Genomic DNA, 25,922 nt, shown 5'->3' on the forward strand with positions numbered 1-25,922 from the left:
TCGCACCCGCTGAAGCAACCGCTTTAAATCCTGTTGCGCCTCAAACCGCCCGGGCTACCGATGCCTGGGGGCTGCGCGACAACATACTCACCACCACGAAGCTCACCAGCCCAATCGCCAGGCTGTAGTAGATCGGCGTATTCGCGTCCAACCCATCCTTGATCATGAATACCAGCGCCGTCACAAAGCCCAGGGTCATGGAGGTGATCGCGCCTGAGGTGGTTGCCCGCTTCCAGAAGATCGCACCGATCAGTGGGATCAGCATGCCACCCACCAACAGGTTGTAGGCCAGGGTCAACGCGCTGATCACATCGTTGACCACCAGTGCGATGCCCAGTACGGCAATGCCGGTGAGCATGGTGAACAGGCGGTTGACCGCCAGGCTCGATGGTTTGCCGCCACGCAAGCGCGGCAGCAGGTCTTCGGTCAATACCGTGGAGGCCGCCAGTAAGCCGGCGCTGGCGGTGGACATCATCGCGGCCAGGGCCGCAGCGATCACCAGGCCGCGGATGCCATCCGGCAGCGAGGCTTTGACGATGGCGGCGAAGGCGTTGTTGACGTTGTCCAGATTGGGGAGCAGCACATGCGCCGCCATGCCGATCAGCGCGCAGGCCAGACCGTAGAGGATGCAGTAGAAACCGGCGAAAGTGCCTGCGTACTTGGCGACCTTTTCATCGCGGGCGGTGAACACTCGCTGCCAGATGTCCTGGCCAATCAGGATGCCGAAAAAGTAGATCATGAAGTAGGTGATGATCGTGTCCCAGCCGATTTCGGTGAAGCTGAAGTTCGATGCCGGCAGCTTGGCGACCAGCTCATCCCAACCGCCGACGCGGTACAGGCAGATGGGGAGCAGGATGAACATCAGGCCGACGGTCTTGATCACGAACTGCACGATATCGGTGAGGGTCAGCGACCACATGCCGCCGATGGTCGAGTACACCACCACCACGCCACCGCCCAGCAGCACCGAGACCCAGAACGGCAGGCCGAACAGCACTTGCAGTACGGTACCAATGGCCAGGATCGAGGTCACGCCGATCATCAAGGCATAGGCCAGCATGATCACCGCACTCGCTTGACGGGCCATGGGGTTGTAGCGTTTTTCCAGAACCTGGGTGACGGTGAAGATTTTCAGCTTCAGCAGCGGCTTGGCCAGGAACAGGTTCAGCGCGATGATCCCGGCGCCCAGCGCGGCGCACAGCCAGAAACCGGAAATACCATGCACATAACCCAGGCGCACGGTGCCGACCGTAGATGCACCGCCCAGTACGGTGGCGGCCATGGTGCCCATGTACAGCGACGGCCCCAGGTTGCGGCCAGCCACCAGATAGTCCTCGTGGGTCTTGGCGCGGCGCATGCCGTAGTAGCCGAGCACGAGCATGCCGGCGGCGTAGATGAGTACGACGAATAAATCCAAAGCCATGACGGCGGTTCTCCGATTATTTTTTATTGTGCTGAAGGCGCTTGCTGTGGCGAGGGAACATGCGGTGGTGAGGGTGAACGCTCCCTCGCCACGACAGCCGGCCCATAAACCGAGGCCGGCTCGGGAAACAGCCGCAGCAAGGTCAGGTACACCACCGAGGCCAGCCCCAAGGTCACCGGCAGGCTGATGTCGATGCCATCCGCCAGGTTGCCCAGCGGCCCGACAAACTGCCCCGGCAGGTTGACGAAGCACAGGCCCACCAGTGCACTCGGGATCCAGGCCCCGAGCCCGCGCCAGTTCCAGCCATGGTTGAACCAGTAGCGACCGCCGGTCTCACCACGGGTAAACACTTGCAGATCGTCCGGGCAGTAGAAGCCCCGGCGTACGATCAGGCCGATGATCATCATCACCATCCACGGCGTGGTGCAGGTGATGATCAGCACGGCGAAGGTCGAGACGCTTTGCACCAGGTTGGCGGCGAAACGTCCGATAAAGATGAAGGCTATCGACATCACCCCAATCAGCAATGTGGCCTTGACCCGCGACAGCAGGCGTGGGAACACGCTGGACATGTCCAGCCCGGTGCCATACAGCGAGGTGGTGCCGGTGGACATGCCGCCGATCACCGCGATCAGGCACACCGGCAGGAAGAACCAGCTCGGCGCCACCGCCAGCAGGCCGCCGACATAATTGTTGGCCGCGATGTAGTCCGGCGCCTTGATCGCCACGATGGTCGCGGTGGCCAGGCCGAACAGGAACGGGATCAAAGTGGCGATTTGCGCGAGGACCACCGCCAGCATGATTCGACCTTTCGGTGTTTCACGCGGGATATAGCGCGACCAGTCACCCAGGAACGCCCCGAAGGAAATCGGATTGCTCATGGCCACTAATGCGGCGCCGATAAACGCCGCCCAGAAACCCGGCTGACCCAGCGCTACAGTGCCGGCGAACTGGCTGTCGAAGGCCGGCGCAAACGCGAAGATCCCCAGCAGGAACAACAGGCTCGCCGCCCATACGGCGATACGGTTGACCCACAGCATGAAGCGAAAGCCGTAGATGCACACTGTGAGCACCAGGAGGGCGAACAGGCCATAGGCCAAACCTAGGGTCAGATCGGTTTCCGGCAGGCCAATCAGACGTTTCGCACCACCGACCAAGGCATCACCCGAACTCCACACCGAGAGTGAGAAGAAGGCAATCGCGGTCAGCAGCGACAGAAATGAGCCGACAATCCGCCCGTGCACGCCGAAGTGCGCACCGGAAGACACCGCGTTGTTGGTGCCATTGATCGGCCCGAACAGGCCCATGGGGGCCAGGATCAACGCGCCCACCAGCACGCCCAGTACGATCGCCCAGGCGCCGGCCTGGAACGACAGGCCGAACAGCACGGGAAATGAGCCCAGCACGGCGGTGGCAAAGGTATTGGCACCGCCGAAGATCAGGCGGAACAGATCCTTGGGGCTGGCGGTACGTTCGTGGTCCGGGATCTGTTCGACCCCGTTGGTTTCTATTTTTCGAATACTTTTATCGTTGTTTTTATTATTCATGATCAGCTCCGATCACATTGGCTAATGGGGCGGCAGCCCTTCCGGCATAGCGGATAAATGTTCGTGACAGGCCAGCCACAGGCCCTCTTGTTGTTCTGCGCGCAACCGTTGCCGTCTGAAGACAATGGTTTCGCGTTCCTGGCTATTGAATTGCTCCCCGTTCATGCGCAGCTCGGTGGCCACGTCATGAATCAATATCGCCACGTCACCTTGCAGGCTGACGGTGGCGTTGCTTGAGGTGCAGGACAGCACCTCAAACCCCTCATCCTGGCGCCAGCTGTCCCACAACGCCTGGTAGGCGTCGCGGCTGAGCAGCGGCTCGGGGAGGGTGTAGAACACAAAGGTGGCATCGGCCGTGAACGCGTCGAAATAAGCGGCGCGGTCATTGCGGGCAAACGCCGACACCAGGTCGGCGGCAGCTTTCAGCACGGCTTGCGCGCTCATCAGCGATGCGCCACGCCAGGCAGTACGCAGAGCATCTCGTACAGCAAGTTGGCGCCCAGCAGCGAGGTGTTGCCGGTGGTGTCGTACGGTGGCGAAACTTCCACCAGGTCGCAACCAATCAGGTCCAGGCCCTGGCAGCCGCGGATGATCTCGATCGCCTGGATGGTGGTCAGCCCGCCGATTTCCGGGGTGCCGGTACCGGGCGCCCACGCCGGGTCGATGCCGTCGATATCAAAGCTCAGGTACACCGGGCCACCGCCGACTTTTTCACGTACTTCGGCCATCAAGGGGGCGAGGGAGTGGTGCCAGCATTCTTCGGCCTGGACCACGCGAAAGCCCTGTTTGCGGCTCCAGTTAAAGTCTTCGGCGGTGTAGCCCTGGGCGCGCAGGCCGATCTGCACCACACGGTCGCAATCGAGCAAGCCTTCTTCGACGGCGCGGCGGAAGGTGGTGCCGTGGGCGATTTTCTCACCGAACATGTGGTCGTTGACGTCAGCATGGGCATCGATGTGCACCAGGCCGACCTTGCCGTGTTTTTTGTGGATCGCGCGCAGGATCGGCAAGGTGATGGTGTGGTCACCGCCCAGGGTCAGCGGGATCACGTCGTGGTCAAGAATCTCGTCGTAGGCTTCTTCGATGATGCGCACGGCGTCGAGCAGGTTGAACGTGTTGATCGCCACGTCGCCGATATCGGCCACCGACAGCGAGTCGAATGGGGCGGCACCGGTGGCCATGTTGTAGGGGCGGATCATCACCGATTCGGCGCGGATTTCACGCGGCCCGAAGCGTGTGCCGGCACGCAGTGAAGTGCCGATATCCAGGGGCACGCCGATAAAGGCGGCGTCCAGGCCCTGGGCCGTTTGCAGGTGGGGCAGGCGCATCATGGTGGCGATGCCGGCGAAGCGCGGCATTTCGTTGCCGCCCAGTGGTTGGTGGAAAATCTTGTCCACGGGAGTGCCTCATCGTTGTTTTGTTTATTAGCGGTCGATTCTGCGAAAAGCCCGTGGCGGGAAGAATCGGCAGGGGCAAATACTTAGTTCAGGTTTTTCTAAACTAATCCCCAGCGGTTAAACTCTCTGGGTTGTAGTGAGCGGGCTTGCCCCGCGCTGGGGGGCGAAGCCGCCCCAAACCCTGACACCTCAGGTCTTTCTGACACACCGCAGCGTCCTTATTTGGGGCGGCTTCGCCCCTCAGCGCGGGGCAAGCCCGCTCACTACAAGCCAACTGAACACTGTGGAGAGCCCATGGCCAACGCCTTGCCCGACTTGAAACTGCTGCGCATCTTCGTCAGCGTGGTGCGCCACCAGGGCTTCGCCAATGCTCAGCACGAACTCAACCTGTCGACGTCAGCCATCAGCACCTACATGAGCCAACTGGAGTCGGCGTTGGGCCTGGTGCTGTGCCATCGCGGGCGGGGCGGGTTCAGCCTGACCAGCAAGGGCGAGTTGTTCCATCAGGAAACCCTGCGCCTGCTCGGTGAACTCGAAGGTTTCGAGCAATACGCCGCCGCGTTGAAAGGCGAGTTGCGCGGCACCCTCAAGCTGGGCGTGCTCGATTCCACTGTCAGCGACAAGGCGTTGCCATTTGCCGAAGTGATCGGCGCCTACAGCCTGGAACACCCGGCGGTGCATTTGCATCTGTCGGTGATGAGCCCGTACGAATTGCAACTGGGGGTGCAGGACAATCGCCTGGACCTGGCCATCGGCGCTTTTTCCAACCGCATGAGCGGGTTGATCTACATGCCGCTGTATCGCGAGCAGCACTGGTTGTATTGCAGCACGCGGCACCCGCTGTTCAACGAGCGGCGCATCCCCGAACAAGTGATCACCCAGCAACGCATGGTCGGCCGCGGCTACTGGAGCCAGGCGGAACTGGCGCGCCATGGCTTCAAGCACAGCGCCGCCACGGTGGAAAGTATGGAGGCGCAGCTGATCCTGGTGCTGTCCGGTGCTTACATCGGCTACCTGCCCGAGCACTATGCCCAGGCCTGGGCCGACAAGGGCGACCTGCGCGTGTTGCTGCCGGCGACCTTCGGCTACCAGGCGCCGTTCTCCATGATCATGCGTCGGGGCCGCAGCCGCGAGCCGTTGATCCAGACGTTCCGCGACTTGCTCAAAGCCCAGCTCAACCAGGCCTGAAAAATCATGTCCAGACCCCAATGTTCCCGTTGCCTCAGGCCCGTCACCCATTGCCTGTGCCCGTTGATTCCCTGCCTCGACAGTCGCACGCGAGTGTTGCTGTTGCAGCACCCGAGCGAGGTCAACCATGCGCTGAATACCGCCCGCTTGGCGGCGTTGGGGTTGAACAATGCGCAGTTGGTGGTGGGCGAGGTGTTTGCAGATTTGCCGACTTTACTGAACCCGCCCGGTTATCGGGCGCGGTTGTTGTTTCCGGCGGATGATGCCCAGCCTTTGCAGGCCTATGCGCCGGACGAGCAGCCCTTGTTGTTGGTAGTGCCCGATGGCACCTGGCGCAAGGCGCGTAAACTGTTGCACCTCAATCCGTTGTTGGCGGCGTTGCCGAGGGTGACACTGGCCGAGGGCGGTGTTTCGCGTTACCGGCTGCGCAAGGCACCGGGGCCGGGAGCGCTGTCGACGCTGGAGGCGCTTGTGCAAGCGCTGCAGGTGCTGGAAGCACCGGTATCGTTCGAACCGTTGCTCAAACCCTTTGAAGCGCTGATCGAGGGGCAGATTGCGGCGATGGGTGAGGAGGTGTTTCAGAGAAATCATGGTGATGGGCAGTCGGGTTAGCCCGGAGATCGAGGTGCGGCTATCGGGAGCAAGCCCCCTCCCACAGAGAATCGAGTGACACCATTGAAATGCGGCCCTCTGTGGGAGGGGGCTTGCTCCCGATAGCGGTAGTACAGGCGCGCATTAATCCACATATTCCAATAAGTAATAAACACCACACTTTGCGTGATATGGCCCGCCGACCTTTCCCGGTATGATGTTCGCCCCCGCAGTCTGGATTGCGAATACGCCATGACCTTGCAGTACCCAACAATCGCCGATTGCGTCGGCAACACGCCCCTGGTCCGCTTGCAACGCATGGCGGGTGAAACCAGCAATACCCTGTTGCTCAAGCTCGAAGGGAACAACCCGGCCGGCTCGGTCAAAGACCGCCCGGCGCTGTCGATGATCACCCGCGCCGAGTTGCGCGGGCAGATCAAGCCTGGCGACACCCTGATCGAAGCCACCTCCGGCAACACCGGGATCGCCCTGGCCATGGCTGCCGCGATCAAGGGCTACAAGATGATCCTGATCATGCCCGACAACGGCAGCGCCGAACGCAAGGCGGCGATGACCGCCTATGGCGCCCAGTTGATCCTGGTCACCCAGGAAGAAGGCATGGAAGGCGCGCGTGACCTCGCCGAGCGTATGGCCGCCGAAGGTCGTGGCCTGGTACTGGACCAGTTCGCCAATGGCGATAACCCTGAGGCGCACTACACCAGCACCGGCCCGGAAATCTGGCGCCAGACCCAGGGCACCATCACTCATTTCGTCAGCTCCATGGGCACCACCGGCACCATCATGGGCAACTCGCGTTATCTCAAGGAGCAGAACCCGGCGATCCAGATCGTCGGCCTGCAACCGATGGAGGGCGCGTCGATCCCGGGTATCCGCCGTTGGCCCGAAGAGTACTTGCCGAAGATCTACAGCGCGACGCGCGTAGACCGCATCATCGACATGGCCCAGCGTGAAGCCGAAGACACCACCCGCCGTCTGGCCCGTGAAGAAGGCATCTTCTGCGGCGTGTCCTCCGGTGGCGCGGTGGCGGGCATGCTGCGCTTGTCCAGGGAAGTGGAAAACGCGGTGATCGTCGCGATCATCTGTGACCGAGGCGACCGTTACCTGTCGACCGGCATTTTCGACGAACCCAACTGATGGCCAAGCACGAAAGAGGCCTGCGCTTCCAACCGACGGGCGGTAGCCGGGCCCCGCAGATTCCGGTGGGCAAGAAACAACGCCTGACCATCGAGCGCCTGGCCAATGACGGCCGTGGCATTGTGTACTTTGAAGGCCGTACCTGGTTCGTCAATGGCGCCCTGGCCGGTGAGGACGTGGAAGCGCGGGTGTTGGGCGCTCATGGCAAGATCGTCGAGGCGCGCACCGAGCGCGTATTCACCGCCAGCGAACTGCGGCGCCCGGCACCCTGTGCCCACGTGGGGCGTTGTGGTGGCTGCAGCGTGCAGCACTTGCCCCATGCCGAACAACTTGCCCTGAAACAGCGCATGCTCGCCGAGCAATTGTCGCGTGTGGCCGGTGTTGAACCGCAGGAATGGGCGGCGCCCTTGAGCGGCCCGGAATTTGGCTACCGTCGCCGCGCCCGTGTGGCCGTGCGCTGGGATGCCAAGGCGAAAAAACTTGAAGTGGGTTTTCGCGCCGTGGCCAGCCAGGACATCGTCGCCATCGATGATTGCCCGGTGCTGGTACAGGCCTTGCAGCCGATCATGCAGCGCTTGCCGAACCTGTTGCGCCGGCTGAGCAAACCGCAGGCCCTGGGGCATGTCGAGTTGTTCAGTGGTACCTCCATCGCCGTGTTGCTGCGGCATATGGCGCCGTTGTCGGAAGCGGACCTGCAGCTCTTGAAAGAATTTTGTGCCTTCCATGAAGCCCAGCTGTGGCTGCATGGCGAAGGACAGCCGGAGCCGGTCGAAGCCGATGCCGTCTTGGGGTTTCGATTGGAACAGTGGGATCTGGAGCTGGCTTACCGGCCTGGCGATTTCGTCCAGGTCAACGCCGCAGTCAACGCGGCGATGGTCGCCCAGGCCCTGGAATGGCTGGCGCCACAACCCGACGAGCGGGTGCTGGACTTGTTTTGCGGGCTTGGCAACTTCGCCCTGCCACTTGCGCGTCAGGTGCGTGAAGTGGTGGCGGTGGAAGGTGTGCAGGCCATGGTGGACCGGGCGGCCGCCAATGCCGTCAGCAATAATTTGCATAACGCACAGTTTTTTCAGGCCGATTTGTCCCAGCCTTTGACTGACACAGAATGGGCCAAACAAGGCTTTTCTGCGGTACTCTTGGACCCACCCCGTGACGGTGCCCTGGAAGTTGTGCGCAAGCTTGCGACCTTCAAGGCCAGGCGTCTGGTGTATGTGTCCTGCAACCCGGCCACGCTGGCGCGGGACACCGTTGAGTTGGTCAAGCAAGGCTACCGGCTAAAGCGTGCCGGGATCCTCGACATGTTTCCGCAAACCGCGCATGTCGAGGCCATGGCGTTATTTGAAGCGGGCTAGGATGCCCGTTTAATCCGACCGGCCTTGTAGTCTCCAGGGCCTGTGACCTGCCGGGGAGAGTGCAGTACAAGGTCGGCGATGATTTTTGACGCATCGAAGGTGCGTCGTAGGGAAGGTAAGCAAGATGGTACAGGTGAGAGCACACCAGCCGATCAACACCGACGGCAGTATCAATCTCGAGGCATGGCTGGATCATGCCGTCAGTGTCGACCCGGCACTGGACCGTGAAGCCTTGAAGGCCGCTTGCGAGTTCGCTCGTGAGTCCGAGCAGCAAAACAATGCGGCCAAGAACCTGTGGGCCGAGGGCACTTCGAGCTTTCGTACCGGGCTTGAGATCGCCGAGATCCTCGCCGATCTCAAGCTCGACCAGGATTCGCTGATCGCCGCCGTGCTCTATCGCGGTGTGCGTGAAGGGCATATCCAACTGGCCACCGTCAGCCAGCGCTTTGGCGCCTTGGTCGCCAAGCTCATCGACGGCGTGGCCCGCATGGCCGCCATCAGTGCCAGCCTCAGCCCGCGCCAATCGATGGTGATGGGCACCCAGGGCCAGGTGGAAAACCTGCGCAAGATGCTGGTGGCGATGGTCGACGACGTGCGCGTCGCCCTGATCAAGCTGGCCGAGCGTACCTGCGCGATCCGGGCGGTGAAGACGGCCGATGATGAAAAGCGCAACCGCGTTGCGCGCGAAGTCTTTGATATCTATGCGCCGCTGGCGCATCGCCTGGGTATCGGCCATATCAAGTGGGAGCTGGAGGACTTGTCCTTCCGCTACCTCGAGCCCGAACAATACAAGCAGATCGCTACACTGCTGCATGAGCGGCGGCTCGACCGCGAGCGCTTTATCTCCGACGTGATGAATCAGCTGCGCTCGGAGTTGCAGGCCACCGGCGTCGAAGCCGATATCAGCGGCCGCGCCAAGCACATCTATTCGATCTGGCGCAAAATGCAGCGCAAGGGTCTGGCCTTCAGCCAGATCTACGATGTGCGCGCCGTGCGCGTGCTGGTGCCGGAAATGCGCGACTGCTACACCGCGCTGGGCATTGTCCACACCTTGTGGCGGCACATTCCCAAGGAGTTCGACGACTACATCGCCAACCCCAAGGAAAACGGCTACCGCTCGCTGCACACTGCGGTAATCGGCCCCGAGGGCAAGGTGCTGGAAGTGCAGATCCGCACCCACGCCATGCACGAAGAGGCGGAGCTGGGCGTGTGCGCGCACTGGCGCTACAAGGGCACCGACGTCAAGGCCGGGTCCAACCAGTACGAAGAGAAGATCTCCTGGCTGCGCCAAGTGCTGGAGTGGCACGAAGAACTGGGCGACATCGGCGGCCTGGCCGAACAGCTGCGCGTGGATATCGAACCGGACCGGGTCTATATCTTCACCCCCGACGGCCATGCCATCGACTTGCCCAAGGGCGCCACGCCGTTGGACTTCGCCTACCGCGTACACACTGAAATCGGCCACAACTGCCGCGGCGCCAAGATCAACGGGCGGATCGTGCCGCTCAACTACACCCTGCAGACCGGTGAACAGGTCGAGATCATCACCAGCAAGCATGGTACGCCGAGCCGTGACTGGCTGAACCCGAACCTGGGCTACATCACCACGTCGCGGGCGCGGGCGAAGATCGTGCACTGGTTCAAATTGCAGGCACGCGACCAGAACGTCGCGGCCGGTAAAACCTTGCTTGAACGCGAACTGGCGCGCCTGGGCTTGCCGCAGGTGGACTTCGACAAGCTGGCTGAAAAGGCCAACATGAAGATTGCCGAAGACATGTTCGCCGCCCTGGGCGCTGGCGACCTGCGTCTGGCGCAACTGGTCAACCTGGCCCAGCAGTTGGTCGAGCCGGAGCGCGGCAGCGAACAGCTGGAACTCATTCCACGCAAAGCCGCCGGCTACAAGCCCGGCAAGCGTGGCGATATCCAGATCCAGGGTGTGGGCAACCTGATGACGCAAATGGCCGGCTGCTGCCAGCCGTTGCCGGGGGACGCCATCGTCGGCTACATCACCCAGGGCCGTGGTGTCAGCATTCACCGGCAGGACTGTGCCTCGGTGCTGCAGTTGGCCGGGCGCGAGCCTGAACGGATCATCCAGGTCAGTTGGGGGCCGGTGCCGGTGCTCACCTATCCGGTGGACATCGTGATTCGTGCGTACGACCGTTCCGGCCTGCTGCGTGATGTGTCCCAGGTGCTGCTCAACGAGCGGATCAACGTGTTGGCGGTCAACACCCGTTCGAACAAGGAGGACAACACTGCGTTGATGTCCCTGACGATCGAGATCCCGGGCCTGGATGCGCTGGGGCGGTTGTTGGGGCGTATTTCCCAGTTGCCGAACATCATCGAGACCCGGCGCAACCGCACACCATGAATGGATCAGCACCATCTGAAATGTGGGAGGGGGCTTGCCCCCGATGAGGACAGGTCAGTCGGCATCTATGTTGGCTGACCCACCGCTATCGGGGGCAAGCCCCCTCCCACATTTGATCTTCAGCGGATAGAGATCAATGTATTCACTAGACGACTTGCTGTACCTGATGAACCGCCTGCGGGACCCGCAATACGGGTGCCCGTGGGACATCAGGCAAACCTACGCGACCATCGTCCCGCACACCCTGGAGGAGGCTTATGAAGTTGCCGACGCCATCGAGCGCGGCGACTTCGACCATCTGCAAGGTGAGCTGGGCGACCTGTTGTTCCAGGTGGTGTATTACAGCCAGTTGGCACGGGAGGAGGGGCGTTTCGAATTTGCCGGCGTGATCGACGGCATCACGCGCAAATTGATTCGTCGCCATCCTCACGTGTTCCCGACGGGCGATCTGTATGCGCCGCTGGATGTTCCGCGGTTGAGCGAAGAGCAGGTCAAGGAGCGTTGGGAGCAGATCAAGGCTGAGGAGCGCGCAGAAAAGTCCGATACACCGCTGCAGCTTTCCCTGCTGGACGATGTGCCCACGGCACTGCCTTCGTTGTCCCGTGCCGCCAAATTGCAAAAGCGCGCCAGCCAGGTCGGTTTCGACTGGCCTTCCGCCTTGCCAGTGGTGGATAACGTGCGCGAAGAGCTGGATGAAGTGCTTGAAGCCATGGCTGATAACGACTCGGCCGCGATCGCGGATGAAGTCGGCGACCTGCTGTTTGCAGCGGTCAACCTCGCCCGGCATCTCAAGGTTGACCCGGAAACCGCGCTGCGCAGCGCCAATGCCAAGTTTGAACGACGTTTCCGATTTATCGAACAGGCATTGCGCGATACCCAGCGTCCCATAGAAGATTGCACCCTCGAAGAGTTGGACGCCCTGTGGGGCGAAGCCAAACGTCAGGAAAAGAACGTGTCCAACTGCGGTTGAGCAGTTGCCTAAGTGAGTAAGCACCATGAGCCTTTCCCTTCGCGACCAGTTGCTCAAAGCAGGTCTGGTCAACCAAAAGCAGGCCAAGCAGGTCGGCAAAGAGAAACAGAAGCAGCAGCGCCTGGTCCACAAAGGCCAGGCCGAGGCCGATGACACCCAGGCCCGCCTGGCTGCCGAGGCGAAAGCCGAGAAGGTCAAGCGCGACCAGGAATTGAACCGCCAGCAGCAGGAAAAAGCCGAGGCCAAGGCCCGCACCGCGCAGGTCAAGCAGTTGATCGAGACGTCGCGCCTGCCGAAGCTGACCACCGAGGATTACTACAACTTCGTGGATGACAAGAAGGTCAAGCGCCTGTCGGTCAACACCTTGATGCGCAACAAGCTGAGCAATGGCTCCCTGGCGATCGTCCACCACGGCGGCGGTTATGAAGTGATCCCGCGTGAAGCGGCTCTGAAGATCCAGGAGCGCGCGCCGGAGCGTATCGTGCAGCTCAACATCCTGACTGAAAGCCAGGTGCCGGATGAGGATGACCCGTACGCCGCCTACCAGATCCCGGATGATCTGATGTGGTAAAGCCCTAGAAACAACAAACCCCGCTCAAAAGGCGGGGTTTGTGCTTTCAGCCAAGCGTATTACCAATCCACGGCGTAACTCACGCTGAAGGTACGACCCTCGGCATTCGGGTACGGCGCACGCGCGTTGGCCTGGGCGAACATGTTCTGGTAGTTGCGGTTGCTGAGGTTATAGATGGCCCCTTCCAGGCGACCCACCGGCAGCCTGACCGAACCCAGCAGGTCGACCAGGGTGTAACCCTGGATATCGCGACCGTTGTTGTCCTTGAACGCGGCATCATAGTCGTCCAGGCGCATGGCTTGCAGGCGCAGGCTGTAATCGTCGTGGTTATAGCCGACAAAGGCGGTGGTCTTGGCCGGGGAGATGCGTGTGGCAGGCAGGTCGATCCATTTACCGTTCTGCTGGGTCTCGCCTTTTGCATAGGCGTACGTGCCGCCGACCGACCATTGATCAGTGACGTTGTAGGTCAGGCTGGTTTCGATACCGCGTACACGTTCTTTCTGGTTGATCAGGCGCAATACGCGGTCATTCGCGTCATAGAACTGGGTGACGTCCGAGGTGTTTTCGTACGCCGTGACGCTGGCCAGCCACTTGTCCCAGTTGCCGCGCCAGCCCAATTCATAGCTGTCGACCTTGAGCGCTTGGGCATTGAGTTTCTGGATGTCGTACTGGCTGTTGACGTCCCGCAGGAAACGCTGGATATCCGGCAGGGAAAAGCCCTGGCTGAAGTTGACGAACACATCCTGGTTTTCGCTCAGGTGGTACACCGCACCGAGGTTGTAGAGGGTGTCGTCGTATTTCAGGGTGCCGCCCGGCAGGGTTGCCCGGTTGCCGGTCTGAACGATTTCCCCATAGGCAATGCTGTCGGCAACGTTGCTTTCGATCCACTCGCGTCGGACGCCGCCACGCAGGGTCCAGTCGTCGATGTCGTAGGACAGCTGACCAAAAATCGCCTTGGTGGTGGTCGTGATGTCCGGCCCCAGCTCGAAGGTGGTGCCGGTCTTGGTGTAGGTCAGGCCATTGACCCGGTATTGATCGCCACGCTGGCGTGAGGTTTCGTGGTCATAGTCAGCGCCCCAGACCAGGTTGCCGGTCGCTGGGCCGATGTCGGGCATCTGCGTGTCGATGGCTGCACGCAGGCCGTAGACGTCCTGCACGCTGTTGTTATCGGAAACACCGGCGCGGCCCCGCGACAGGTCCGGGAAGAACAGCTCGTCGGCACGGCGCCAGTAACTTTCGACTTGCAGGCCCTGGCCGTAGAAATCCCTGTCGGTGTAATTGAGGTTGACCGCCTGGTTGTGGGTGAACGGTTGGTCGTCCAGGTCCAGGCCTTTTACGGCAACGGCGGTGTTGCTGTTGCGTGGGTCCTTGGTGTAACGGGTGTCCTGTTCATCTTTATAGTCTTGCAGCGACAGGCTGATCTTCTTGTCGTCATCCAGCTCGTAGCCGAAGCGGCCTTGAAGGTCGTAGGTATCGGTGTCCATGTTGCTGCCCTGGGACGTGTCCTGGGGGATGCGCTTGCCGTTGCCATCGAACTGGTCGTTGCGTTGTACGCCGTTGGCCGACACGTACCAGTCCACGGGACCCTTGCGCCCTGTGGCACTTTGGAACGCCTCGTAGGCGAACCCCTTGTGGCTTAGATTGTTGCCGGCGGTCATGCCGATCTTGCTGCTGAACGCGAGGTCTTCACCTTTGTTGCGCTTGGTGATGATGTTGATGATACCGCCCGAAGCTCCGGCCCCGTAGACGCTGCTCGCGCCGGAGATCACTTCGATGCGCTCGATGCTTTCCGGTGCCACGCTGTTGAGTTGGCGGAAGTTGTCGCGCGTCGCGTTCTGGGATACGCCGTCGATCAGGATCAGCGTGTTACGCCCGCGCAGGGTCTGGCCGAAGTTGCTCATACCGCCGCTGGACGGCGAAATGCCGGGTACCAGTTGCCCGAGGATATCCGCCACCCGTCGCCCTGCGCCCGCTTGCTGGCGGATCTGGGCTTCATCGATCACCTGCACCGAGCCTGGGATCGCGGCAATGCTGGTTTCACTGCGCGTAGCCGAGACGACGGTGGCTTGTAATTGCAGGTTAGTGGGCGCAGCTTCGGATGAGTCGGCCCAAGCGGGTGTACTGATGGAGCCGATCAGAGGCAACAGTGCTGCCCATTGCGATTTTTTCATTACCATGCCTTTCAATTATTAGAAGTATTGACAGAAAAAACGGATATCACGGGTGTGCGGGTGTACGAGCGGATGGCGCGGATACCCAGGGCAGCCAGGGCGTAGGTGAGCGCGACCAGCCAGAAGCTGTGGGCCAGGCCGACCATTCCCATGCCGATGCCGCCCAGCAAGGCGCCGCACAGGGCACCCGCCTTGGCGGCGCTGTTACCCAGGCCCAGGGCAAAACCTTGTTGCGCGGGCGCGACGGTGTTGGCGATCAATGTGTAGGCAACCGGCAACAGCGCGCCTTGCCACAGGCCCCAGAGCAACCGGCTGGCGAGGAAGCCGAACCATTCGCTGGCGATTGCGGTGCACGCCAGGGTCAAGGCACAGGCCCATGTGACCCATTCGATGATGCGCAGCGTGTATGCCGGTGGGTGCCGGTCAAACAGGCGGCCCCACAGGGGCGCCGACAGCGCCAGGGTCAATGCGCTGGCGGCATAGCTGGCACCAATCAACCAGGCCGGTGCGTGTAAGACATCGGCGACGTACAAGGCATAAAACGGCTGGGGCATCATCTTGGCGGCCTGGATCAGCACGATGATCCCCAGCATCGCCCCAAGCCAGCCTTTGGGCAGGGCGGTGGGCGTGGACTTGTGTTTCGAGCGCACGCGCCGGGTATCGCCGGGCAAGAACAGGCTGACCACCGCACACGACAGGCAAACGGCCGTGGCGCTGTAGCAGAGCAGGGCGAACCCCGAGACATCCATCAGCCAGCCGCCCAATACAGGACCGGCCAATGAACCCACGGCGGTCGCCGACTGCAGGCGCGCCATGATGTGACCGCGCCCGCTGTCGCCACAGCAGGCCAATGCGTAGGCTTGAGCCGCCGCGATAAAGCCGGCCAGCGCGCCCTGCGCCACACGGATGGCCACCAACAGCCAGGGATCGAAGGTGATGGCGGCCAGCGCCTGGCAGGCCGCCAGTGCGAGCAGGGCCCGAATGATCATGGGCTTGTGGCCGGTGCGGTCACCCAGGCGCCCCCACAGGGGCGTCAGGATCATCGCCGCCATCATCGGCCCGGCATACACCAGCGACGAAAGCAGGCCGGTGTAGTGGGCATTGGCGTCGCCAAGCAACTTCTGGATCTGCAGGGGCCAGAAGGGGCCACTCATTTCCATCGCCCCCATCGATACCAGCTGGATCACTACCAGCAGCCGCAGCGCTGTGCTGTTAGTGGGCATGTGTGTCGGCACTCAGCGGGTTCGGCAGGCGCCCGACGATATCCGCGTGGCTCTCCAGCAAACGCATGCGCATGAAGGACTTGGCCGGCCATGCCTGCTCCAGCAGCGCTTTGCGTTCGGCTTCCCAGCGTTGGGGGGCGACGACGTCGCGCAATTGGTCAAAGCACTGGCTGACTTGGGCCGCCAGTTCGTTCCAGAGCAGCGCCTGGGGCATATCGAAATAACGTGCGCTGAGCAGCACCAGTTCGCCCAAGTGGCACATGAAGACGGTGTGCAACAGTTTGTCGCGTACAAAGCCCGCATCGTCGTACAGGGTCATCTTGGGATCATGCAGCTCGATGTCCAGGCCTTGGGCGTGCAAGGTCTGGCGGTCGATGCGGATATCGCCGAAATCACGCAGTAGCAGGCGGCTCAACTGCCCGTCCGCAGCCATGACCATGAAGGAGTTCTGCTGGTGGGCCTCGAATGCGACGCCATAGCGCAGGTACATGCCGAGCAGGGCTGGCAGGGCGATTGAGGCGTAGTCGCGAAAGAACCCGAGCATGGCGTCGGCATCGTCCCGGCCTTTGCTCAGGCGTACCCACTGCCTCAGCAGCGGCTGCCCGTGTTGGTCGATGGCAAACAGGCTGCCTACCGGAATGGCCAGCTCCCCCGGTTGAAGCTGACTCAGGGGGTTGTCGCGGTAAAGCACGGCCAGATGGCGGGAATGTTCGTCATTGGCTGGTTGAGGCTTGAAATGCACACCGATCCGCTCGGGCACGATGCTCAGCACCTTTTGAATCGCGGGCTCGCGCGCCAGGATCGTCAGCAGCAACTGGCTGATGCGCGGGCCCATGCGCGCCGAACGCGGCGACACCGTGCGCTGTACGCTGGTCAGGCGCAGCGAAACAGGAAGCTTGACCATAGGGGCGTCAGCCCGGCCTTCAGGCAAGACCGTCCGGAAGGACATGGTGGGGTGGGCGGTGAACGCGACGATATTGGTCAGCACCAGCAGACGGTCACCTCTCTCGTTGGCGAACAATTGGGGAAGCTCCTGGCGAGCTTGCCAAGGGTGGGCGGGCAGCGGCAGATAGTCGCCGGCTTCAAGGCCCTGGGCGGTGAGTTCGGCCACCAGTTGTTGCGCCGCGTGGGGAAACTGGGTTTGCCACCACTGCCAGTAATCCGCGGTACCCGCCAGCGTTTCGACGTGAGCGTACTGGCGGTGCAACGCACAGAGGATGACCGGGAAACGCGCTTCGAACTCGGGTGAGAAATCAATCACTTGATCGGTGCCCAGGCCCAGTTTGGTTTTGTAGTTGGGGTGCCAGGGGTGACCCAGCGTGCCCCACTGTTCAAGCACGGAAGTCGGGTTGGCAACGCTGGGTTCGTCCTTGAGGTAGCGCAGCAGGTTGGCCTGATGGGCCGCGCTCATCGAGGCGTGCAGCCTGAGGCTCCATTGCTCGTGAAACGCCAGGCACAGCGTGTCGTTGACGAAACTGTCGTCGATCTCGGTATTGAGGCGGTTCAGAACCTGCGGGTCGGCAGGCGTCTCGAGGGCGTCGTTAAGCAACGTCAGCAACTGCGAGGGGAATTGGATCTTCTGGTCCGCCAGATTGACTTGGCAAAGCGTGATCGGGCCACGCAGGTCCCAACTGGCCATGCGACCTGGGCGCAGGTGCTCGAAATGCAGATGGGCGTGATCGGACAGTGGTAGCCGGCAGTGACCTTGCTGGTCATAGGTGAGTGCGTTGGAGTCCAGCAGCCCTTCACGAAACAGGGCCTGGATCAGGCGTTGAAAGCTGCGTTGTGCTGCGGGTACGAGGGTGTCGATCAGTGTGTCGAGAGTTATACGATGAGCCAGAAATTGCGGAGTCGCCAGGGCTTCCCCCCAGCGTTTAAGCAATGATTGCTCCGGTGCACTGCTGTATTCATTCGACATGATGAACTCCCTTTGGTCATGTGGCGGCTGAAAAGTGCGCGAATATTATCGAGAATCATTACCAGTTGTCTATTTGTTGCTGCATACAACTGAATCGTTTATGCGCGATGCCGATGACCAAAACGAAAAACCCCGCTCGAGGGCGGGGTTTTTGGGCGGTAGGGGCCTCAGCTGCGTGGGCTGGGGGCCTACTCGAATTTCAGAGTTTCAGGAGCTTTGTGCCTGGCGTTTCATTTCGAGAATTTCGAGCTCGTTTTTATAATTGTTGGCATCGCTCTCGTTATGAAACATACCGACCAATACGTCTTGCTGATGGACATCCCAGATGTGAATCCCGTGAGCTACCGCTTCGTGGGACATATGTTCGTCGTCGCGTTCAGTTACTTTTACAGTCATCTGCTTGCTCCAATCTCTGGTTGATCTGCGGCAAGTCGTCGCAGGCCTTTGTTATATGTTTTGTTAGCTTGCTAAGTAAACTGATTTTGCGCGCAACAATTACTTGCGGAAACTGCAACAGTCCTGCAGGCCGCGCAAATAGCGACATTGCGTCGCAGAGGCTGGAGTTTTATGACAGAAGTTTCATGTTGGCATCCGCCGATTGGCTAATCGACAGGCGAAAAAAAGCCCCGCATTCGCGAGGCTCTTCGTCGTGTCGTTCGGTCAGTTGCCTTTGACAGGCTTGCCGTCAACGGTGCCGTCCAACAGCATGATGTTGTATTCCTTGCCGTCGGTTTCGACCTGGCGCAGGGCAACCAGGATGCCGCCCCAGTCCTTGGCGAACCACATTTGGGTGATGCGTTTGGTCTGCGACGGATCGCGCACGCGCTCAACCTTGATTGCATCAATCGAGCCGGCCTTGGTCTGGACTTTTTCCGGGCCAATCACGCGGAAGTCGTAGGTGTCGGTGTCGGTGCCCTCAGCCACGCGGTAGCTCATGCTTTTTTTGCCGGCAGCCACATCGCGTTGCAAGGCCAACTGATAGGTCGACTTGTCGAGCATGCCGCTTTCGAGGGTGACGTTGACCGGGTCTTTGTTTTCGAAGCCGGTGATTTTGTTGGTCGAGTAGTCGAAGTCCAGGTTGATCTTCTTCGCCTTGCCCAGGCCGCCGCGTTCGAAGGTGTAGCTCTTGGGTTGCAGAGCGTCCTTCTCAACCTTGATCACGCTGGTTTCGGTGAGACTGGCGATCATCATGGACGCCTTGAAGTTCAAGGTCCAGGTGCCATCGCTGTTGTGGGTCAGGCTGCGTTCAGCCGAACCACTCATGGGCAACTGTTTCCAGTCGGCGGTGTAGCTGGCGGAGAAAGGGTGTAAATCTGCTGCTTGCACGGCTGGCAAAGCAAACAGCGCAAAAGCGAAGAGCAAGGCGCGACGCATAAAATCTCCTAGGTTCGAATCAAGTGGCCGCTGGCCGCAAGTAACTGGCCGTCCAATAATGCACCCTGCGCACCAAGAATCAACCGACCCTCGGCAAACCAGCGAACTGCCAGCGGGTAAATCTTGTGTTCCTGGGCGTGAACCCGTTGCGCAAGCGTCTGCGCTGAGTCTGTCGACTCTACCGGAACCACTGCCTGTACGACCAGAGGTCCGCCATCGAGTTCCTCGGTAACGAAGTGCACGCTGCAGCCATGCTCGGTGTCGCCGGCGTCGAGCGCACGCTGATGGGTGTGCATGCCTTTGTACTTGGGCAGCAGGGAAGGGTGGATATTGAGCAGGCGCCCTTCATAGTGGCGCACGAAGCCAGCGCTGAGAATGCGCATGAAGCCGGCAAGGACCACGAGTTTGGGGTTGAAGGCGTCGATGAGTTCGATCAAGGCGCTGTCGAAGGCTTCGCGGCCGTCGAAAGCCTTGTGATCCAGGTCTCGGGTTTCAATACCCGCGTCCCTGGCGCGTTGCAGGCCGTAGGCGTCGCTGCGGTTGGAAATCACCGCAGCGATGCGCACCGGGCTGTCGCCGGTGCGCGTGCTGTCGATCAGGGCCTGCAAGTTACTGCCGGTGCCGGAAAGCAGCACCACGACATCACAGGTCTGAGACATCAATGGGCCTTGAGGTTCTTCAGTTCAACCTGAGCCGCGCCTTCCGGGGCGGTTGCGATCTGGCCGATGACCCAAGGCTGCTCGCCGGCTTCGCGCAGTACGTTCAGCGCGGTTTCAACCTGGTCCTGCGCCACGCAGATGACCATGCCGACGCCGCAGTTCAGCACGCGGTGCATCTCGGTTTCGTCGACGTTGCCCTTTTCTTGCAGCCAGTCGAATACCGCAGGACGCTGCCAGCTGGCCACGTCGACGATCGCCTGAGCGCCTTTTGGCAGAACGCGTGGAATGTTGTCCAGCAGGCCGCCGCCGGTGATGTGCGCCATGGCCTTGACGGCGCCGGTGTCCTTGATCAGTTTGAGCAGTGGCTTGACGTAGATGCGCGTCGGGGCCATCAGCAGATCGGTCAGTGGCTTGCCGTCGAGCTGGGTGTTTTCGATGTCGGCGCCGGACACTTCGATGATCTTGCGGATCAGCGAGTAACCGTTGGAGTGCGGGCCGGACGATGGCAGTGCCAGCAGGGCGTCACCGGCGGCGACTTTGGAGCCGTCGATGATCTCGGCTTTTTCCACGACGCCAACGCAGAAGCCGGCCAGGTCGTAGTCTTCGCCTTCGTACATGCCTGGCATTTCAGCGGTTTCGCCGCCGACCAGGGAGCAACCCGACAGTTCGCAACCGGCGCCGATACCGGTGACCACTTGCGCAGCGGTGTCCACGTTCAGCTTGCCGGTGGCGTAGTAGTCGAGGAAGAACAGGGGCTCGGCACCGCAGACCACCAGGTCGTTGACGCACATGGCAACCAGGTCGATGCCGATGCTGTCGTGCTTGTTCAGGTTCAGTGCCAGGCGCAGCTTGGTGCCCACGCCGTCGGTGCCGGAGACCAGCACAGGCTGCTTGTAGCCGGCCGGGATTTCGCAGAGGGCACCAAAACCGCCCAGGCCGCCCATGACTTCAGGGCGCGCAGTGCGCTTGGCGACGCTCTTGATGCGTTCGACCAATGCTTCACCGGCGTCGATGTCTACACCGGCGTCCTTGTAGCTCAGGGAGGGTTGCTTGCTCATGATCCAGGCCTTTAGGGGGGATTCAGGGGTAACGACCGAGCGGCCAGGGGCTTTTGGTAAAAGGCCCAGCCATTGACGGTCTGCGAAGGCGCGCGATTTTATCAGGCTTGAGGGGCAGCGGCCATCCTCGCGCCGACGGGCAGGGCTATAAAGGTTAAAAAACGCGGTTAAAAATGCTAATCGCCGCGCTCGTCGTGTGTATTAAGGTATAGCCTTAACCCGCTATCGTTATGACAGTACGAAAACTTGCCGGGCTCCTGTGAATGTTTTGTCGGTCGGCGTGGTCACAGCCTTGCCGAGCCGAGTTCAGGCGGCCTGTTCTACCCGTTAATTTTGTCGTTCGGGAATCTTCCATGCGTTTGTGTAAATTCTTTTTTGCAGGCTGTTTGTCGTTGGTCAGCCTGGCGAGTCATGCCGAAACCCTCAATGGCCTCTATCAAGTACTTGAACCTGTCAGCAGCCAGTCGCCCCAAGAGCGCGACCAGGCGACCCAGCGCGCCGTGCAGACCCTGGTGATCCGCCTGACCGGCGACGCCAAGGCCGCCGATGGCCCGGGCCTGGCGGCGATTCGCAAAGACCCGCAGCAGATCATTACCCAGTACGGCTACGACGCCGGCCCGCCGGAAAGCCTGCAGGTGGATTTCGACCCGGTCAGCACCGATCGCGCGTTGCGACAGGCGGGCCTGGCAATCTGGGGCAGCAACCGACCGTCGATTCTAGGCTGGTGGCTCAACGATTCCACGGACGGCAGCAGCCTGGTCGGCGATGGTCAAGCCGTTGCCCAGGCCCTGCGCCGGGCCGCGCAACATCGTGGCTTGCCGTTGCGCCTGCCGCTGGGCGACCTGGATGAGCAGGTGGTCGCCACCGCTCCCAATCTTGAAAGCGCGGATGCCACGCCACTGCGCGCAGCCTCCGAGCGTTACGGCGCCGATGCATTGCTGGCGGTGCACGCCCGCCAGGATGGCAATCAGTGGCAGGCCAAATGGCGCCTGTGGCTGGGTGACAAAAGCGAGCAGGGCACCGCCCAGGGGGCCGATACCGGAGCGGTAGCCGATGCCGTCATGTTGGCCGTCAGCGAAAAGCTGGCGCCACGGTTTGCCGTCAAGCCCGGTGTCAGTACCGAGCAGTTGCTGGAAGTGCAGGGCATGAACCTGGAGCGCTACGCGGCCCTGGGCCATCTGCTGGAGCCCTTTGGGGGCCAGCCGCTGCTCGTGGATGGCAGCCGTATTGTGTATCGAGTCAATGGCAGTGCCGATCAACTGCGTACTCAGTTGAGCCTGGCCAAGTTGCAGGAAGTGCCTGCCGGTCAGGTGCCGGCCCAGCAGCCGGTGGCAGATGGCTCCCAGGCGCCCGCAACTCCCGAGCCGCAGGCGCAACTACGTTTTCATTGGTAAATAATCGTCCTTCTTCTATATAGAGGAAGGCAGTCACTGACAGATGGAGTGGTGTATGGCGGATACGCGTCGTTGGGTGTGGCTTGGCGGGATTGTCCTGCTATGCGTTTTTGTATTCCTGCTGCATTCGATCCTGACGCCGTTCCTGGTCGCGTTGCTGCTCGCTTACCTGTTCGATCCCGTGGTGGATCGCCTGGAGAAAGTCGGCATGTCGCGCACCTGGGGTGTGGTGACGGTGTTTGTCCTGTTTACCTTGATCATCACCACATTGGTGCTGGTGCTGGTGCCGATGCTGGCCAAGCAGTTGTTTCGCTTGTATGAACTGGCGCCGCAAATGCTCGACTGGTTGCAGCACACGGCGATGCCGTGGGCCCAGGCCAAGTTGGGGCTGGCGGATGGCTTCTGGAAGTTCGACAAGGTCAAGGCGGCAATCAGTGAGCATATGGGGCAGACCACCGATATTGTCGGTGCGGTGCTCAGCCAGGCCACGGCCTCCAGCCTTGCTCTGATTGGTTGGCTGACCAACCTGGTGCTGATCCCGGTGGTGGCGTTTTACTTGCTGCGCGACTGGGACATCATGATGGCCAAGATCCGCAGCCTGCTGCCGCGTGATCGTGAGGAGCGCATTGTGTCCCTGGCGAACGAGTGCCATGAGGTGCTTGGCGCGTTCGTGCGCGGTCAGTTGTTGGTGATGCTCGCGCTCGGAATCATCTACGCGGCGGGTTTGATGGCGATTGGTCTGGAGCTCGGCCTGTTGATCGGCTTGATCGCCGGGTTGGCGGCCATCGTGCCGTACATGGGGTTTGTGATCGGGATTGGTTCGGCGCTGGTGGCAGGGCTGTTCCAGTTTGGCGGTGACTTGTACCCGATGCTGGGGATTGTAGCGGTGTTCATGGTGGGTCAGGCGTTGGAAGGCATGGTATTGACGCCATTGCTGGTAGGCGACCGGATCGGCCTGCATCCGGTGGCGGTGATCTTCGCGATCCTGGCGGGCGGTGAGCTGTTCGGCTTCACTGGCATCTTGCTGGCGCTGCCGGTGGCGGCGGTGATCATGGTGCTGGTGCGTCATGTGCACGATCTGTACAAGGATTCCGATGTGTACACGGGGGTCGAAGATCCTGAGCTGTAACCTCTGCATGACAAACCCGGCCTTGGCCGGGTTTGTTGTTTCTGGGAGGCAGGGTGTCAAACAATTTGCGCAAACAGCCCCAGGCTGACGCAAACCTTTGATTTTGCTTGTTGTCTGCTGCATTGTGCGCCTGGCGTCACGGGTATAAACTTTGCAAACTTTACACAGAGGCCACTCACGGTTCGTTTGGAGCCGTTCAGTCAGCATGAAACCGATTCAGCTGCCCCTAGGGGTGCGTCTGCGTGATGACGCCACCTTTATCAACTACTACCCAGGCGCCAATGCCGCTGCACTCGGCTATGTCGAGCGGCTCTGCGAAGCCGACGCCGGGTGGACTGAAAGCCTGATCTATCTGTGGGGCAAGCACGGCGTGGGGCGTACTCACCTGTTGCAGGCCGCGTGCCTGCGTTTCGAGCAGATGGGGGAGCCGGCGGTGTACCTGCCGTTGGCTGAGTTGATGGACCGTGGTATCGGGATCTTCGACCATCTTGAGCAGTACGAGCTGGTGTGTCTGGATGATCTGCAAGCGATCGCCGGCAAGGCGGACTGGGAAGAGGCGTTATTTCACCTGTTCAACCGCTTGCGCGACAGTGGCCGGCGCTTGTTGATTGCCGCCTCTACATCGCCGCGTGAGTTGCCGGTCAAGCTGGCCGACCTTAAATCACGCCTGACCCTGGCGCTGATTTTCCAGATGCGCCCCTTGTCCGACGAAGACAAACTGCGGGCCTTGCAGCTGCGTGCATCCCGTCGCGGCCTGCACCTCACCGACGAAGTCGGGCACTTCATCCTCACTCGTGGCACCCGCAGCATGAGCGCGTTGTTCGATTTGCTCGAACAGCTCGATCAAGCCTCTTTGCAAGCCCAGCGCAAGCTGACCATCCCCTTCCTCAAAGAAACCCTTGGCTGGTAGCCAGCCCAGTCATTTCGGTGCTTTCGGCATATTTCAGGCGCCAGAAAACCTGCGTCTTGGCCACTTTGGCCGCGCAAAAGGCAGGTATGGGGTGTTAAGGGCTTAGATGTCATGGTCAAAACAAGAAGTCACATAGAACACGATTGAATTTGCAAATCGATGTGATAGAGGGCATAGTCTCGACTTCTTTACACATCAGCCACGGTCGTGCCCATGCTAAATCGCTTCGCACCCCTCGTGCCCCTCGCACTTGTTACCCTGTTGTTTGGTTGCGCCTCCCACCCTCAACAAGTGGCTGAGCAGCACAAAACCCAACAGCAGTCCCAGGCAAAATTCGTTGCTTCCCAGTCTTCGACTGTCTATGAAGAAGAAGTGGCAACCGAAAAGGAACTGGCCGACTTCGCCGGCAACAAGCCTTACCAGCTCCCAGTTCTGGCCGACAGCATTCTTGAACGCGGCATGTCCCTGATCGGTACCCGTTACCGTTTCGGCGGTACCTCTGAAGCCGGTTTCGATTGCAGCGGCTTCATCGGCTACCTGTTTCGTGAAGAAGCCGGCATGAACCTGCCACGCTCGACGCGCGAAATGATCAACGTGAATGCACCGTTGGTCGCACGCAACAACCTCAAGCCGGGTGATCTGCTTTTCTTTAGCACAGCGGGTCGTGGTCGTGTCAGCCACGCCGGTATCTACTTGGGCGATAACCAGTTTATTCACTCCAGCAGCCGTCGCAGCGGTGGTGTTCGCGTCGACAGCCTGGGTGACAGCTACTGGAGCAAAACCTTCATCGAAGCCAAGCGCGCACTCGCGATGGCCCCGACTACGGTTACCGCTAGCAAGTAAAGTTAAAGTGATACTTGAAGTTTGACGTGTAAGCGTTAGAATCCCTGGATATTGTTGGAATCCGTTCGCGCAAGCTTTGCTTGCGCGTTCTGGTTTTCAGCGTTCGGCAGCGAAAAGCCGCATCCAGACCAGGATTGTTCTGCCCATGTCGACCTCAGCCCGCCTCATTCTGCTTGTTTGTGCCGCGCTCCTCAGCGCCTGCGCAAGCCGCCCACCACCCGCTCCAGTGGCCGTCAAGCCCAAGCCGGTGTTCAATTACTCCACACAGAGTTTCTCGCCAGCTGCCGAAGACGTGCTCTTCCGTGCGCTGGGCCTGGTCGGCACGCCTTATCGTTGGGGCGGCAACACGCCGGATTCCGGGTTTGATTGCAGTGGCCTGATCGGTTTCGTCTACCGTGATGCGGCGGGCATCTCGTTGCCGCGTACCACCCGCGAATTGATCGTGATGCGTGCGCAGAATGTCAGTGAGGAAAACCTGCAAACCGGTGACCTGCTGTTTTTCGCCACGGGTGGCGGTTCCCAGGTCAGCCACGCCGGCATCTATGTGGGTGAGGGGCGTTTTGTACACGCCCCACAGACTGGCGGTACGGTGAAGCTGGATACGTTGGCCAAAGCGTATTGGCAGAATGCCTACTTGAGTGCCAAGCGCGTGCTGCCGGCAAACCTGGCTCGTAATCCATAAAC

General features: G+C 60.9%; 23 protein-coding genes. 12 read left to right on the forward strand and 11 right to left on the reverse strand.

Features of this window, described 5'->3' with window-relative positions; all coding sequences use genetic code 11:
- Nucleotides 1-40: 40 nt before the first annotated feature.
- The 4 genes from ACQRBT_RS15890 to speB are packed head-to-tail and all read right to left on the reverse strand — an operon-like array spanning nucleotide 41 to nucleotide 4,364.
- A complete protein-coding gene (locus tag ACQRBT_RS15890) occupies nucleotides 41-1,423 on the reverse strand; it encodes a sodium:solute symporter (RefSeq protein ID WP_060756111.1) in 1,383 nt (460 codons plus the stop codon).
- Between the two features lie 23 nt (nucleotides 1,424-1,446).
- Nucleotides 1,447-2,970 carry a purine-cytosine permease family protein gene (locus tag ACQRBT_RS15895; RefSeq protein WP_412047142.1) on the reverse strand — a complete coding sequence of 508 codons (1,524 nt, stop codon included), beginning with the start codon at nucleotides 2,968-2,970 and terminating at the stop codon, nucleotides 1,447-1,449.
- 21 nt (nucleotides 2,971-2,991) lie between these two features.
- Nucleotides 2,992-3,414 carry a YybH family protein gene (locus ACQRBT_RS15900; protein ID WP_411985170.1) on the reverse strand — a complete coding sequence of 141 codons (423 nt, stop codon included), beginning with the start codon at nucleotides 3,412-3,414 and terminating at the stop codon, nucleotides 2,992-2,994.
- The gene (speB, locus tag ACQRBT_RS15905; RefSeq protein WP_104994461.1) at nucleotides 3,414-4,364 is read right to left on the reverse strand and encodes an agmatinase; all 951 of its coding nucleotides are present in this window, start codon (nucleotides 4,362-4,364) and stop codon (nucleotides 3,414-3,416) included. The genes ACQRBT_RS15900 and speB overlap by 1 nt, the downstream gene beginning before the upstream one ends.
- Nucleotides 4,365-4,658: 294 nt before the next feature.
- On the opposite strand from speB, the gene ACQRBT_RS15910 reads away from it, so the two are divergent.
- From ACQRBT_RS15910 to ACQRBT_RS15940, 7 genes are all read left to right on the forward strand, one after another.
- Complete coding sequence (locus tag ACQRBT_RS15910; protein WP_017134867.1) at nucleotides 4,659-5,552, forward strand: LysR family transcriptional regulator; 894 nt, start codon at nucleotides 4,659-4,661, stop codon at nucleotides 5,550-5,552.
- Between the two features lie 6 nt (nucleotides 5,553-5,558).
- The gene (locus ACQRBT_RS15915; RefSeq protein WP_412047143.1) at nucleotides 5,559-6,164 is read left to right on the forward strand and encodes a tRNA-uridine aminocarboxypropyltransferase; all 606 of its coding nucleotides are present in this window, start codon (nucleotides 5,559-5,561) and stop codon (nucleotides 6,162-6,164) included.
- 231 nt (nucleotides 6,165-6,395) lie between these two features.
- Nucleotides 6,396-7,298, forward strand: a complete 903-nt coding sequence (gene cysM / locus ACQRBT_RS15920; protein WP_060756105.1) for a cysteine synthase CysM — start codon at nucleotides 6,396-6,398, stop codon at nucleotides 7,296-7,298.
- Nucleotides 7,298-8,650, forward strand: a complete 1,353-nt coding sequence (rlmD, locus tag ACQRBT_RS15925) for a 23S rRNA (uracil(1939)-C(5))-methyltransferase RlmD (RefSeq protein WP_090369441.1) — start codon at nucleotides 7,298-7,300, stop codon at nucleotides 8,648-8,650. Before cysM ends, rlmD begins: the two co-directional genes overlap by 1 nt.
- A 124-nt stretch (nucleotides 8,651-8,774) precedes the next feature.
- Nucleotides 8,775-11,018, forward strand: a complete 2,244-nt coding sequence (gene relA / locus ACQRBT_RS15930; protein WP_161549104.1) for a GTP diphosphokinase — start codon at nucleotides 8,775-8,777, stop codon at nucleotides 11,016-11,018.
- A 136-nt stretch (nucleotides 11,019-11,154) separates the two neighbouring features.
- Nucleotides 11,155-11,988, forward strand: a complete 834-nt coding sequence (gene mazG / locus ACQRBT_RS15935) for a nucleoside triphosphate pyrophosphohydrolase (protein ID WP_060756102.1) — start codon at nucleotides 11,155-11,157, stop codon at nucleotides 11,986-11,988.
- Nucleotides 11,989-12,013: 25 nt separating this feature from the next.
- Complete coding sequence (locus tag ACQRBT_RS15940; protein WP_060756101.1) at nucleotides 12,014-12,559, forward strand: DUF2058 domain-containing protein; 546 nt, start codon at nucleotides 12,014-12,016, stop codon at nucleotides 12,557-12,559.
- 59 nt (nucleotides 12,560-12,618) lie between these two features.
- On the opposite strand, the gene ACQRBT_RS15945 is transcribed toward ACQRBT_RS15940, so the two are convergent.
- From ACQRBT_RS15945 to purM, 7 genes are all read right to left on the reverse strand, one after another.
- A complete protein-coding gene (locus ACQRBT_RS15945; protein ID WP_412047144.1) occupies nucleotides 12,619-14,730 on the reverse strand; it encodes a TonB-dependent receptor in 2,112 nt (703 codons plus the stop codon).
- Between the two features lie 11 nt (nucleotides 14,731-14,741).
- Nucleotides 14,742-15,953, reverse strand: a complete 1,212-nt coding sequence (locus ACQRBT_RS15950) for an MFS transporter (RefSeq protein ID WP_161549106.1) — start codon at nucleotides 15,951-15,953, stop codon at nucleotides 14,742-14,744.
- Nucleotides 15,943-17,871 carry an IucA/IucC family protein gene (locus ACQRBT_RS15955; RefSeq protein WP_412047145.1) on the reverse strand — a complete coding sequence of 643 codons (1,929 nt, stop codon included), beginning with the start codon at nucleotides 17,869-17,871 and terminating at the stop codon, nucleotides 15,943-15,945. The genes ACQRBT_RS15950 and ACQRBT_RS15955 overlap by 11 nt, the downstream gene beginning before the upstream one ends.
- A gap of 207 nt (nucleotides 17,872-18,078) precedes the next feature.
- Nucleotides 18,079-18,267, reverse strand: coding sequence for a hypothetical protein (locus ACQRBT_RS15960; RefSeq protein ID WP_060756097.1), 189 nt, complete (start codon nucleotides 18,265-18,267; stop codon nucleotides 18,079-18,081).
- 264 nt (nucleotides 18,268-18,531) lie between these two features.
- The gene (locus tag ACQRBT_RS15965; RefSeq protein ID WP_060756096.1) at nucleotides 18,532-19,245 is read right to left on the reverse strand and encodes a DUF3108 domain-containing protein; all 714 of its coding nucleotides are present in this window, start codon (nucleotides 19,243-19,245) and stop codon (nucleotides 18,532-18,534) included.
- 8 nt (nucleotides 19,246-19,253) lie between these two features.
- A complete protein-coding gene (purN, locus tag ACQRBT_RS15970) occupies nucleotides 19,254-19,904 on the reverse strand; it encodes a phosphoribosylglycinamide formyltransferase (RefSeq protein WP_060756095.1) in 651 nt (216 codons plus the stop codon).
- On the reverse strand, nucleotides 19,904-20,962 hold the full coding sequence (gene purM, locus ACQRBT_RS15975) for a phosphoribosylformylglycinamidine cyclo-ligase (RefSeq protein ID WP_060756094.1): 1,059 nt from the start codon (nucleotides 20,960-20,962) through the stop codon (nucleotides 19,904-19,906). The genes purN and purM overlap by 1 nt, the downstream gene beginning before the upstream one ends.
- Nucleotides 20,963-21,315: 353 nt before the next feature.
- Between purM and ACQRBT_RS15980 the strand changes: the two genes are divergently transcribed.
- The 5 genes from ACQRBT_RS15980 (at nucleotide 21,316) to ACQRBT_RS16000 (ending at nucleotide 25,920) form a co-directional block, all read left to right on the forward strand.
- On the forward strand, nucleotides 21,316-22,356 hold the full coding sequence (locus ACQRBT_RS15980) for a DUF2066 domain-containing protein (RefSeq protein WP_412047146.1): 1,041 nt from the start codon (nucleotides 21,316-21,318) through the stop codon (nucleotides 22,354-22,356).
- Between the two features lie 55 nt (nucleotides 22,357-22,411).
- Nucleotides 22,412-23,485 (forward strand): AI-2E family transporter, encoded by a 1,074-nt coding sequence (locus ACQRBT_RS15985; RefSeq protein ID WP_060756092.1) that lies wholly within the window; start codon nucleotides 22,412-22,414, stop codon nucleotides 23,483-23,485.
- A 205-nt stretch (nucleotides 23,486-23,690) separates the two neighbouring features.
- Nucleotides 23,691-24,395, forward strand: coding sequence for a DnaA regulatory inactivator Hda (gene hda / locus ACQRBT_RS15990; RefSeq protein WP_017134884.1), 705 nt, complete (start codon nucleotides 23,691-23,693; stop codon nucleotides 24,393-24,395).
- A 213-nt stretch (nucleotides 24,396-24,608) separates the two neighbouring features.
- Nucleotides 24,609-25,238 (forward strand): C40 family peptidase, encoded by a 630-nt coding sequence (locus ACQRBT_RS15995; RefSeq protein WP_090369459.1) that lies wholly within the window; start codon nucleotides 24,609-24,611, stop codon nucleotides 25,236-25,238.
- A 145-nt stretch (nucleotides 25,239-25,383) separates the two neighbouring features.
- The gene (locus ACQRBT_RS16000) at nucleotides 25,384-25,920 is read left to right on the forward strand and encodes a C40 family peptidase (protein WP_060756090.1); all 537 of its coding nucleotides are present in this window, start codon (nucleotides 25,384-25,386) and stop codon (nucleotides 25,918-25,920) included.
- Nucleotides 25,921-25,922 lie beyond the last annotated feature (2 nt).

The organism is Pseudomonas sp. R19M, from assembly GCF_050312585.1.
GTDB lineage: Bacteria > Pseudomonadota > Gammaproteobacteria > Pseudomonadales > Pseudomonadaceae > Aquipseudomonas > Aquipseudomonas palleroniana.